The sequence below is a fragment of the Pedobacter sp. 01N310 genome, assembly GCF_056399805.1.
This window is the reverse complement of sequence record NZ_JBFTSB010000005.1, coordinates 406,271-418,351: the sequence shown is the minus strand read 5'-3', so window position 1 is coordinate 418,351 and position 12,081 is coordinate 406,271. Positions and strand designations below refer to the sequence as shown.

General features: G+C 38.7%; 13 protein-coding genes. 6 read left to right on the top strand and 7 right to left on the bottom strand.

Going from position 1 to position 12,081, the window contains the following annotated elements; translation table 11 throughout:
* Nucleotides 1–61: 61 nt before the first annotated feature.
* Nucleotides 62–1,018 (bottom strand): pectinesterase family protein, encoded by a 957-nt coding sequence (locus tag AC1DNH_RS13630; RefSeq protein ID WP_477579466.1) that lies wholly within the window; start codon nt 1,016–1,018, stop codon nt 62–64.
* Between the two features lie 360 nt (nt 1,019–1,378).
* On the opposite strand from AC1DNH_RS13630, the gene AC1DNH_RS13625 reads away from it, so the two are divergent.
* Nucleotides 1,379–3,019 carry a glycoside hydrolase family 43 protein gene (locus AC1DNH_RS13625; RefSeq protein WP_477579468.1) on the top strand — a complete coding sequence of 547 codons (1,641 nt, stop codon included), beginning with the start codon at nt 1,379–1,381 and terminating at the stop codon, nt 3,017–3,019.
* A 4-nt stretch (nt 3,020–3,023) separates the two neighbouring features.
* Nucleotides 3,024–3,815: a rhamnogalacturonan acetylesterase gene (locus AC1DNH_RS13620; RefSeq protein ID WP_477579470.1), complete on the top strand. Its 792-nt coding sequence runs from the start codon at nt 3,024–3,026 to the stop codon at nt 3,813–3,815.
* A 28-nt stretch (nt 3,816–3,843) separates the two neighbouring features.
* Here the strand turns inward: AC1DNH_RS13620 and AC1DNH_RS13615 are convergent, their stop codons facing one another.
* Together AC1DNH_RS13615 and AC1DNH_RS13610 are read right to left on the bottom strand one after the other, a co-directional pair.
* Nucleotides 3,844–4,095 (bottom strand): DUF6814 family protein, encoded by a 252-nt coding sequence (locus tag AC1DNH_RS13615; protein ID WP_029276864.1) that lies wholly within the window; start codon nt 4,093–4,095, stop codon nt 3,844–3,846.
* An 11-nt stretch (nt 4,096–4,106) separates the two neighbouring features.
* Complete coding sequence (locus tag AC1DNH_RS13610) at nt 4,107–5,630, bottom strand: MFS transporter (protein WP_477579481.1); 1,524 nt, start codon at nt 5,628–5,630, stop codon at nt 4,107–4,109.
* Between the two features lie 151 nt (nt 5,631–5,781).
* Between AC1DNH_RS13610 and AC1DNH_RS13605 the strand changes: the two genes are divergently transcribed.
* A complete protein-coding gene (locus AC1DNH_RS13605) occupies nt 5,782–6,672 on the top strand; it encodes a bestrophin family protein (protein WP_029276859.1) in 891 nt (296 codons plus the stop codon).
* 34 nt (nt 6,673–6,706) lie between these two features.
* Here the strand turns inward: AC1DNH_RS13605 and AC1DNH_RS13600 are convergent, their stop codons facing one another.
* The 4 genes from AC1DNH_RS13600 to AC1DNH_RS13585 all read right to left on the bottom strand — a co-directional run bounded on the left by AC1DNH_RS13600 (nt 6,707) and on the right by AC1DNH_RS13585 (nt 9,803).
* On the bottom strand, nt 6,707–7,252 hold the full coding sequence (locus tag AC1DNH_RS13600) for a TlpA family protein disulfide reductase (protein ID WP_477579483.1): 546 nt from the start codon (nt 7,250–7,252) through the stop codon (nt 6,707–6,709).
* Between the two features lie 69 nt (nt 7,253–7,321).
* On the bottom strand, nt 7,322–8,608 hold the full coding sequence (locus tag AC1DNH_RS13595; RefSeq protein WP_477579484.1) for a hypothetical protein: 1,287 nt from the start codon (nt 8,606–8,608) through the stop codon (nt 7,322–7,324).
* A 165-nt stretch (nt 8,609–8,773) separates the two neighbouring features.
* Nucleotides 8,774–9,301: a hypothetical protein gene (locus AC1DNH_RS13590; protein WP_230151142.1), complete on the bottom strand. Its 528-nt coding sequence runs from the start codon at nt 9,299–9,301 to the stop codon at nt 8,774–8,776.
* The gene (locus AC1DNH_RS13585) at nt 9,294–9,803 is read right to left on the bottom strand and encodes an RNA polymerase sigma factor (RefSeq protein ID WP_051691810.1); all 510 of its coding nucleotides are present in this window, start codon (nt 9,801–9,803) and stop codon (nt 9,294–9,296) included. Before AC1DNH_RS13585 ends, AC1DNH_RS13590 begins: the two co-directional genes overlap by 8 nt.
* A gap of 824 nt (nt 9,804–10,627) precedes the next feature.
* On the opposite strand from AC1DNH_RS13585, the gene AC1DNH_RS13580 reads away from it, so the two are divergent.
* The 3 genes from AC1DNH_RS13580 to AC1DNH_RS13570 all read left to right on the top strand — a co-directional run bounded on the left by AC1DNH_RS13580 (nt 10,628) and on the right by AC1DNH_RS13570 (nt 12,079).
* On the top strand, nt 10,628–11,032 hold the full coding sequence (locus AC1DNH_RS13580) for a hypothetical protein (protein ID WP_477579488.1): 405 nt from the start codon (nt 10,628–10,630) through the stop codon (nt 11,030–11,032).
* Complete coding sequence (locus AC1DNH_RS13575) at nt 11,032–11,499, top strand: DUF4265 domain-containing protein (protein WP_477579490.1); 468 nt, start codon at nt 11,032–11,034, stop codon at nt 11,497–11,499. The genes AC1DNH_RS13580 and AC1DNH_RS13575 overlap by 1 nt, the downstream gene beginning before the upstream one ends.
* A gap of 355 nt (nt 11,500–11,854) precedes the next feature.
* A complete protein-coding gene (locus AC1DNH_RS13570; RefSeq protein WP_477579492.1) occupies nt 11,855–12,079 on the top strand; it encodes a DUF2798 domain-containing protein in 225 nt (74 codons plus the stop codon).
* Nucleotides 12,080–12,081 lie beyond the last annotated feature (2 nt).

The following is a 12,081-nucleotide window of genomic DNA, read 5'->3' as shown; positions in this document are numbered from 1 at the left end:
CGAGGCAAAAAATCGTCATCAAACAGCCGACTAATACCTGTATATCAAATATTTAACTCACTTATTTCGCCTCTGGATTCCACCCACGGAAAACGTTTTCCAAAATGTAGGCCTTATACTCCACTTCGGTTAATTGATGCGACCAATTTACCCTGCTTTTTGGATCGGCTCCTTTGCCAGTGCTTTTATATTCAGCGTAATAGGCCGTTTTCTCATTGCTTTCCTTGCCCCAGTTGTTCCAACCCTCAGGGCGGATAAAATCAGGCAGTTCGCAGTTGAGGTAGGCAACCTTTGCGTAAGGCCTCCATGGCCTACCCAAGTAAAAACTATTGGCTGGTGCATCTCCTTTGATTTTGCATTTGTTTAATACATAACCAAATTTTGTAGTATCAGCAGTTGATGCCGCCGTGATATAACCCGCTTTTTTGCAGAAAATAGTGCAGCTTTCGAACCAGGCTGTAGAAGCCCCGAAAATAAAATCGACCGTCCCTTCGATGTAACAGTTTTTATAATATTGGCGGTTGTTGCCTCCGTAGGTATAAAGTGTATCCTGAAAGCCTAAAAACCTGCAGTTGGTAAAAATTAATTTATCTCCTCCTGCCCAAACAGCAACGGCTTGCCCCACCGGGCCTGATGAATTTTCGAAGGTGATGTTTTCTGCAGAAAAGCCTTCGCCATAAATATAAAAGCTGGAAGAACCTGAAGTGCCTTTTTCTTCACCAAAAGCATTCTTCTTCTGGGCGTAGTCATCATAAGTTAATATGGTTTCGTTTAGGCTCTCCCCAATAAATTTCACATTCTTTTTAGAGGCCGCCAAGATTAGCTTTTCTTTGTAAATACCTTTTTTGATAAAAATTATGGTTGTTTTGTTCCTGAAATCGGGCACGGCGTGTATCGCTTCCTGTACCGTTTTAAAGTTTCCGCTTCCATCGGCAGCTACCACAAAATCGGGCTTAACACCCAGGGCATAAACTGCTGATGAAAAGGTTATCAGAAAAAATAAGATGATTGCTTTCATATCAATTTGGTTAGGCTTAAATTAAAATCGGCCACGTAAAAGTATAAACTTTGTAACGCAGCCGTGTTTTTAAAATATATGATGAACAATTTTAAACATTAATATCCATCAGAAAGAAGTTTTTTAGAGATTAAACACTGCAAACGATGTCGGGAACGATTGCACAATAACAACTTGCCTAAAAATAAAAAAAGACTTAACCTTGTTAGTAGGCTAATTTGATAAAATATACGCATCGTCATTCCCAACCTGATTGGGAATCTTAATGCCAATCACAAGCCGCATTAAGATTCCCGCCTGTGCGGGAATGACGTAACGCTAAATAAATAACTGACCAAATATTAAAAACATCATTGTACAATGAAATATCTATTTAGTTTAATCCTCGTTTTAAGTTTTAGCATAAATACCTTTGCCCAACCTGCTCCAAAAAGTGGGTACATATCTAAAGTTTGGGTTTCTGACCTAGGTAACGGGACGTATAAAAATCCGGTTATCAACGCTGATTATTCTGATCCTGACGCTATCCGGGTGGGAGATGATTTTTATATGATCGCCTCCAGTTTTGATGCCATCCCGGGCTTGCCGATCCTGCATTCGAGAGATTTGGTGAATTGGAAAATAATCGGCCATGCCTTAAAACGCCAGCCTCCATTTGAGCATTTCGAAAAAACACAGCATGGTAATGGTGTTTGGGCACCCTCCATCCGCTACCGCAATGGCGAATTTTTCATCTACTATCCAGACCCTGACTTTGGGATTTATTTAACTAAAGCTAAAACCATAACAGGGGCCTGGTCTGCACCAAAATTGGTCGCCGCAGGTAAAGGATTGATTGATCCCTGTCCGTTCTGGGATGAAGACGGCAAGGCCTACCTTGCTTACGCCTACGCAGGAAGCCGTGCTGGCATAAAAAGCGTGTTGGCCATTATGCCATTAAGCAGCGACGGATCAGCAGCTACAGAAACCGGCAGAATTGTATACGATGGCCACGAACTCGACCCAACCATTGAGGGTCCAAAAGTTTATAAACGCAATGGCTATTACTATTTGTTCGCACCAGCAGGGGGAGTTTCTACAGGCTGGCAATTAATTTTGAGAAGTAAAAACATCTACGGCCCATATGAAAGAAAAGTAGCCATGGATCAAGGGAAATCTTCGGTAAATGGTCCTCATCAAGGCGCTTGGGTAAATACTCAAACAGGCGAAGATTGGTTTCTTCATTTTCAGGATAAAGATGCTTATGGTCGCGTAGTTCACCTGCAGCCTATGAAATGGATCAATAACTGGCCTGTTATCGGGCTTGATGCAGATGGCGACGGTAAAGGCGAACCGGTTATCACCTATAAAAAACCAAATGTGGGCAAGGTTTATCCGATTGAAACACCTGAAGAAAGTGATGACTTTGAAACTTCAAAACTAGGCTTACAATGGCAATGGCAGGCCAATCCGCAACCAACCTGGTTATTTACTGATGCAGGCAGGGGTTTATTAAAGTTATACACTTCGAAAATTCCTGATGATGCCAAAAACCTTTGGGATGTTCCGAACCTATTGATGCAGAAATTTCCAGCTGATGAATTTATGGCAACAACAAAACTCTTATTTAAACCTAACCCAAAATTGGAAAACGAAAAAACAGGTTTGGTAGTAATGGGGAGAAGTTATGCGCAGATTAGCATTAAAAGCAAAAAAGACGGATTGTACCTTATGTACGGTGTTTGCCAAAGTGCCGACAAGGGAAAAACCGAAAATGAAAAGGAAATTACCAAACTAAAATCGGGCTCGGTATATTTCAGGATTAAAGTTACTAATGGTGCAAAATGCCAGTTTAGTTACAGTGAAGATGGGACTCGTTTTACGGATGTAGGAGATGAGTTCCAGGCCACGGCAGGCCAATGGATCGGCGCAAAAATGGGAATATTTGCCGCCAGAGATACCCAAACCAATGATTCAGGAATTGCCGAATATGATTGGTTCCGTGTACAAACATTAAAATAAAAAGATGAAAAAACATAAATACCTTATCGCAGCCCTTGGCACCGTTTTACTGATGTCTTTCATTGTAAAACCTAAACCTGTTAAGGTGTATTTAATCGGCGATTCTACCGTAGCAGATTATACTTTAGATGAAGGTTATCTGCAGAAAAAGTATCCCATTACAGGCTGGGGGCAGGTTTTTCAGCAATTCTTAAAAAAAGACTGTTTAAAAAAATTAAACAGGCTGATTAAAAGCGACAGCGCTTTGGTTATTGATAAAGCAAAAGGGGGAAGAAGTACCAGAACTTTTTTTGAAGAGGGAAGGTGGAAAGAAGTTTTATCAACCTTGCAAAAAAACGACCTGGTGTTGATCCAGTTTGGGCACAACGATGCGGCAAAAGATAAACCTGAACGTTATGTCGATATTCCGGGCTATAAAGATTTTTTAAGGATGTACGTAAAAGAAACAAGGGCTAAAGGTGCTTTACCGATCCTGATCACACCGGTTACCCGCAATTACCCCTGGAAAGATGGTAAACTGGGCAGTGCACATGGCGAATACCCACAAGCGGTGAAAGATGTGGCCAAAGAATTAAATACACCCGTTATAGATCTAACCTCACTTTCAGCGAGTTTTTTCACAACAAAAGGCAGTGAATTTGTAAGCAAACATTACTTTATGAATTTAGACTCAGCCAAATATGAGGCTTATCCAAAAGGGCAAAAAGATAATACCCACTTCCAACCAGAAGGAGCCAAAGCAGTTGCGCAGTTGGTTTACAATGAATTAAAAAACATCAACCGCAAGACGAATTAAGGAAAGATATTACCTAACAACCTATAAATTACAACTCCTCCGAACTTTCCGGCAAGTGATCATACTCTCCTTTCCAGGCATAAAAGCCAAATATCATCAATCCCAAACTTATGGGAAGGAAAATAAACAGGATAATTGCCCATTGTAATATGGTATTGGTACGTTCGATATCTGAATGGGTCAAGCCCACTTTATCTATCGCCTGGATAAACAAAAATGTCATTGTTAATGGCCCTAAAACCATCCAAACCAAGCCTAAAAATTTCTTTAACGTATTCATCTTCTTCGTATCTAGTCGTTAATATTTTCGTCTCTTTTATTCGATAAATAAATTGTGCCAATAACCAGGCTCAATGCCGCTATACCTATCGGATACCATAGGCCTGATAATGGCGTAGAACCAGAAAAGCTTGCAATTAGTGTTGCAATAAATGGTACAAGCCCACCAAAAACGCCGTTACCGATATGATAAGGCAGCGACATAGAGGTGTACCTGATTTTAGTAGGAAATAGTTCGACAAGGAATGCCGCAATTGGCCCGTAAACCATCGTTACCAGCAAAATCTGGAAGAAGATTAAACCGACAAATTTCCAGAATATTGGCGTAGGCAAAACTTTATCTTTTATTACTTCTTTACCTAAGAGAATCCCTTTGGTTGCAGAAACCGTATCGGTTTGCACCTTATTAAAGGATGCACCGTTTTTAAGCATCATTTTAGTAGAAACCGTTCGCAAGCTATCAGTTGAGTTCGCAATTAAGACAGATATTACAGGAGCTGGGCTGGCAGATAAAATATCAGTCTGTTCAACTTTTGTATAATCGGTATCATCCAAAAACGTTTGATAGATTGGGCGATAGAAAAGAATACCCAAAAGCATACCGCTTAGCATAATCCATTTCCGGCCAACCTTATCACTCCAGGCACCAAAAACCACAAAAAATGGCGTGGCAAAAGCGATTCCCCAAAGTAAAATATACCTCGAGTCGTTAAAATCTAATTTACAGGTATTCTCTAAAAATGATTGTGCATAAAATTGACCTGTATACCAGATTACCCCTTGCCCCATGGTAGCACCAAACAAAGCCAGAAGTACCATTTTAAAATTCGCTTTGTTGTTAAAACTTTCTTTTAAAGGGTTTTTTGAAATATTTCCTTCAGCTTTCAACTTAGAAAACATTGGCGATTCGTGCATTTTCATGCGAATATAAATCGACACTACAACGAGCACAATGGATAGCAGGAAAGGAATTCTCCAGCCCCAATCGCCAAAAGTTTCAGCGCCTAAGATGTTTTTTGTGATTACGATAATCCCTAATGAAAGGAACAGTCCTAAGGTTGCTGTAGTTTGAATCCAGCTGGTAAAAAAGCCCCGTTTATCTTTGGGTGCGTGCTCTGCTACGTAAGTTGCAGCTCCACCATACTCTCCACCAAGGGCTAATCCTTGAATCAGCCTTAGTATTAAAACCAAAATTGGTGCGGCATAACCAATGCTTTTGTACGATGGGATTAAGCCGATAAAAAATGTCGATCCACCCATCAGCACCAACGTGAGCAAAAAAGTATATTTTCTGCCGATTAAATCGCCAAGTCTGCCAAAAACCAATGCGCCAAAGGGACGAACGATAAAACCTGCCGCGAAAATTGCCAAAGTGTTGATCAGGGCAGATGCACCTGCATCTTCCGGAAACAATTGGTGACCAATGATAACTGCAAGGCTACCAAAAATGTAAAAATCATACCATTCAATCAGCGTGCCTAACGATGATGCACCGATTACTTTAAAAATATTGTTCTTGGGTAAAGTGTCGCTCATAAGAAATAAGAATATTTGGTTTCCCAAGATAAACATTTGCATGACAATCGGCAACCTGTACTGTCTGTCATTTAATTTGTTACATTACCAAACATTTTGGCTTTAGTTTTGTATTTTCATCCGTAACGAATTTATTTCCCATTCAGATTATATGCTTTTAATACAAAACATCAGGTTAAGTAGAATTTTAAGAAATACGTGGCACGTTGATCTGATCATGATTGCCTCTTGCACTGCGGCTTACTTTGTACGCGAGTATTTAATTGCGCATCATTTTTCCATTCCATCCATTATTCCAACGGTTTTAGGTACAGCTATCGCCTTTTTTATCGGTTTTAACAATAACCAGGCTTACGATAGGTGGTGGGAAGCACGAAAAATATGGGGTGCTTTGGTAAACGATTCCCGCTCTTTTGCAAGGGCATTGATCAATTATGTTGATGAGGATGAGGAAAGCGTAAAACGGATGATTTGCAGGCACATTGCGTTTTTATATGCTTTAAAGGCAAGTTTGAGGGGAACGGTAGACGAAATTTACACCAAATATTTATCTGAAGCAGATTTAAAAGAAATAAAAAAACATAACAATGCGCATAATGCGATTTTAAATATACAATCGAGAGATTTACAGAAATTATCAAAAGCCAATGCCATTGATGGTTTTCGTTTTATCGAAATTAACGAGATGTTAACCCGGTTCTCTGATTCAATGGGCATGAGCGAACGCATTAAAAACACCATATTCCCTACCACTTATACCTATTTAACTAAAGTGTTTATCTGGTTATTTGTGGTAACATTTACCCTGGTAATCAGTCAGGATGCAGGGCCGGCAGCCATATTTTTGGGCTGGTTAATTGGTTTCGTATTTGTATCTACGCAGATTAATGGAATGAGCCTGGTTAATCCTTTCGAGAACAATTCGGCAGGTGTTCCCCTTAACCAGATTACGAGAACAATAGAGATCAATCTTTTGCAGATGCTCGAAGAAGACGAGATCCCAGAGCCTGTTAAACCGATTAATGACGAATATATCCTTTAAGCTTTTATCGTTTCGTCCCTGTTTTCGAAAATTACTAATTACCTGTTAATATACTTTTTAACTTCTCTTCAAAAAGTACCGATTTAGCTTTAAACTGTGGGTTAGAAAAGGAAATATTAGCAGTAGCATAAATAATCTTTCCATCTTTTCCTACCAAAACATTTGACGGAAAGCCGTGATTAATATTCAGTTTCCGGATCTCATCTTTGCTTAATGATACAATTTCGTATTTGTAACCGTTCCGTTTCTGAAACCACCTGGCACTGGCAGGGCTATCATGGGTAATCCCGATAAACCTTACAGCTTTTTTGCCATATTTAGCCACTAAATTATTTAATTCAGGCATTTCGGCTATACAAGGCGGGCATTTTTCGAACCAAAAGTTAATCACCACTACCTGGTTTTTTAAACCGGTATTGGAGAACGGCTTTTTATTGATGCTTAAACCATTAAAAGCGGGTAAATCTTTACCTATTAAATCTTCGAAGAAAGTTTCCTGCGTGGCCCATTTAACAGGAACATTTTGAGCCAGTGCTGCGAAAGAAAAAACAGAAAACAAGAGAATAAAGTAAATTTTCATCAGCGCTAAATATAAAAAAAGTCCTACCAATTTGGCAGGACTTTATAGTTTGTTTGGTTTTGAAAAATCTTATTTAAAGGTAACTGAACCATATTCGGTTTTAATGGATACGTTTGCAGCACCTCCACTACCAATTTTACCAGTATATTTTTTGGTTTCATCATCTTTACTTACCAAACTTGATGTTACGTTTGAGCCATATTTAAAGCCGGCATACGAAGTAGAAACATTAAAATTGGCATTATAACGGTCGGCAAAGCCCAATCCAACGCTTACATATTCACCACCAAAGCTGAAGTTTTTACAAGCTGGAGTAATTTCGTTTACGCTAAGGCGGTTGTAATCCATATTGATGTTTGCATCACCATTAAGTGAGCCTAAAGTAACGTTCGAATATTCTGCTGTAACCGCAATTTTACCTGCTGATGCAATATTTAGATCGCCATAGGCCTGTTTAGCAACTGTATTGCCTTTAACTGTGTTGATGTTTACTTTGGCATATTCTGCATTTAAAAGCAGGTTCCCACCAATAGTGCCAACGGTTAAACCCTTACCGTATTGTACTTTAATATCGGCCGATTTCCTGATGGTATTGATGTTTACAGCAACATACTCGGCATCAAGTTGTAAAGTGCCCACAGCGCCAATGGTTACAGGACCATTGTATTCATGTTTTACCACCGCAGCATTCAGATCCTGGATATCGCATTTACCATATTGAACATTGATGTAGTTATTTACGTTGCTTAAATTGCCAGCAACCAGATTGCCATATTCTACCTTTAAAGAAGTTGGACCTGAAAAATTACCCAATTCAACATTGCCATATTCTTGTGAAACCGTTAATGGGTTTACTGCCGGCATATACACCACGTAATTTACTTTCACTTCCCTCCGCCAGGTGGTTACACCATTCTTCATCCCACGACCATAACGTCCGTTTCTGTCACCCATGTTCGTTCTGAAAGTAACTACATCACCGTTTTTAGCGGCATCAATACTCACACCATCTATCAGCTTCTGTACATCGCTGTCTGAGTTGCTATAAGCTTTAATATCTACATCAACACGCACTTCTTTTTTGTCCCAGGTTTTAATTACGATAGATCCATATTGGTTGTTTAAATTAACCTTATCGTTATTATCTACATTAAAACTCTTGCTAAAAGATTTAGAACGTTCGGCATCACTGCCTGCTTGTTTATACTTTGACGTGTTAACCATCGCCAGTGTTGAAGATTTCGCTGCACTTTCGACAATTACCTGCTCTGATGGACTATTTACCGCAACTTCTTGCGCATTGGTTTTTACGGCGATTAAAGCCATAAAGGCTAAAAATATTTTTATTGTTTTCATGTTGTTAATTGTTAAACATTTAATGGCTCAAAACCTGCCGGCCGGCAATAAGCAATTTAATGTGGTGAGCGTTCCCTAATTTGTATCATTATGTTGAATCAGGTATCAAGACCGATTGACTACTATTTATTACGCTTTCTACTTTAGGCGTTAATTTCTCTTAAATTAAATCTGGTTAACCCTTTTGTAATCATCAACCTGGTTAATAATTAATAATTGTTGTTTTAATAACTGCAGTTGTATTTCGCGGTTTTTAACCATGGCCTTTACCACAAAAGTTTGGTTGGGCGAGGTTGGCAGTTCTGCTTTTAATCTTTCGTAATCTTCATCAAGCTTTTTCAGATCGGCAGTAAATTTTTTATACAACTCTGGATTCGCAGAAGCGAAAATGGCCAAACTATCTCTTTTTTCGGTAATTAAACCTGCGAAGTGGACTTCTTTTTTTGCATATGAAGCACTAACGTCGGCTATTTCTAAATCTTTGTTTTGTAATTTTCCTACGTATAACCAGGCTAAACCGAAAACCACCACGATAGCTGCTGCTGCACTCATCCATAAATACAGCTTTACCGGCTTTTTTTTCTTCTTGTTGTCTAATTCCTGTTCAATCTTTGCCCAAAGTCCTGCCGATGGCTCCATTACATCGAAAGCTTTACGGTTCTCCTTTACGAAGGTTTCTAATCTATTATTCATCTCTCATCCCTTTCTGTTCTAAAATACTTTTTAACTTCTTTTTCGCCCTCATGTACTGTGTACGGCTTGTATTTTCACTTATTTTTAAAATGTGTGCAATTTCCTCATGGTCGTAACCCTCTAAAAGGTATAAGCTCAATACTACTCTATAGCCATCTGGCAATTCGGTAATGGCTGTCCTAATTTCATCAGCTTGCAACCGTACTTCACTGTCATCAAAACTATCCTCATCAGGCACTTCCGATAGCTCATCGGTACTTACAAACTCCATCTTACGTTTACGTAAATAATTGATGGATTTGTTGATCACGATCTGCTTTAACCAAAGTCCGAAAGTGGTTTCCTGCCTAAAATCTACAATTCTGGTAAAGGCATCCAAAAATGCTTCCTGTAAAACATCTTCTGCCTCTTCTTCGTAATTTAAAATGCGCAGCGCCACATTATACATGGCCTTTGCATACAGCTTGTACAATTCAAACTGTGCTGCGCGGCTGCCCTGCATGCATTTTTTTACTAGCTCTAGGTTCTTATCGATGTATACGGCTTCCAAAATTTCGAATATTCTGATTATAAGACATAAGGGATTTTAAAACGTTGCATCAAGGTAGAAAAAAAGTTTAGAAATAAGTTAATACAGTATTAAGATAGAATTAAATGCACTGTTATCCTCAGGAGCGAAGCACAAAATGATTTTTTCATTCCCGTAAAAAGTGTTTTTATATTGAATAGGAAATGAGCAGTTCTAAGCTTTTGGCTTTTTTAGTCCTGCTTTCTGATACGAGTTCCGATGAAGGATCGGAAGCTCTTCCCGATAATCAGGTTTATTTCACTTAGGCCTGTAGCTAGGAAAACAAACCGCGGTTAACTAAACCCGACAGCAGCGGTTCCGATCCTTCATCGGAATTAGCGAATGGCGGGGCTACAGTACCTATGAAACACTAACCTTTCATTTCCAAAACATAAAAGCCTCTTATAAACATTAGGAAATGATTGGTTCTGCGCCCTTGGCAATTTCAGTCCCGCTTTCTGGTACGAGTTCCGATGAAGAATCGGAAGCTCTTCCCGACAATCGGGTTTATTTGACTAAGGTTCGTGCCCTGAAGCAAAACGCAACCAAACCCGACAGCAGCGGTTCCGATTCTTCATCGGAATTAGCGTATGGCGGGGGCTACAGTACCTATGAAATAAGCCCTTTCATTTTCAAAACCTAAAAATAATTTATACTCAATACAAAACAAGCAGTTTCATGTTTTGATATTTGTGGAAAATTAGCTTCATGACCATCATAAATTTGAAAACCCTGAAACAAACAATTAACTTCATGCCATGGAAACCGATTTAATCATTTCAGCAATAAACGAGATACACAAAAAAGCAGATCAGGCCTTAGAAAGTAAGTATGTAACGGCCTACACTGCCATGTTTGATGACAGCTTAACTTATACCCCTGCAGAAGGTATAGCGCTTAATAAACGCGATTATACAATCGATTTAAAAAAGTATTTTGGCCATATTAAAGAAATACATACCAGTTATTACCGCATTAAATCTTCTTTTGAAAACGAAGTTTTTACCGAAAAAATTGCCCGAAAATCAGTCATTTTAAAGCCGAATCTGCTTATTTTTTCTAAAAAACAAACTATCCAGACAGAAGAAATTTACCATTGGAAAAATATTAAAGGTGAATGGAAAGTAATCGCTATTGAAATCGTGCTGGAAGAGAAATATTAATGACTGAAGATAAACTGGTAAAAGTCCTCTTTGCTTTTCATAGCGATGCCTTGGAGGAATGGACAATAGAAACCATGTGGTGCGAAACTGTAGATCAGGAAAAAGGTCATTATAAGATTGAAAACATTCCTTTTTATGCACCCTTTGCCTATAACGACCTAGTATTTGCAGAATATGATGAAGATGAAGGTATGTTAACCTATCGCGAAACAATTGCTTATTCGGGCCATTCTACTATTCAGGTGGTGTTAATGAACAAAGCAAGTTCTACTAATGAAATCATTACAATGCTTAAAGCTTTGGGGGCCGAAATTGAAAAATTTAGTGATGGTTATTTCGTGATCGATATCCCGCCCAGCTTAAATTATAAACCCATAAATAATGAATTAAAGAATTTGGCAGAAAAAGAGATTATTGATTACGCCGAAAGCTGCTTAGATGATAAGCATCAATTTCAAATAACATGAGATTAGAAAGACAGCACGCCTTTTGATTGAAACAGGTAGTTGATTGCTTAATTACTTATTAAAATGTCTTCGACTGGCTACCAATGGCAGATATTAAAGAGGGTCGTCATTGCGAGGCACGAAGCAATCTTACAACGATCGCTAACAGCGTGTGCATTAGGATTGCTTCGTCGGCTGAAAAAGCCTTCTCGCAATGACGAATCCTAAAAGCCTATCACTACGATAAAATATATTGTTAACCAAAATAAACATTACGACCTCTAAATATTAGTCTCTTCCTTTTTTGACCTACATCAAAGTTTAAGATTTTTAATGGCTGCACCTTTGCAACATTATAAATTAAAACAGATTAAAAATGAAAAAAGAACATTTCAAATACATCAACACGCTTTTCGTGGTTATCCCTATGACATTAATTATGGCGTTTGTAGGTTTAATGCGCAACTACGGTTTTGGCGAAGATTGGTTTATCAAATTCTTAAAAGCATGGAGTATTATGTTACCTCTAGCCTATTTTGCGGCCTTTATCATTATTCCCAATGCACGGAAACTGGCCGAAAAGATCACTTCTAAAGCCTAAAC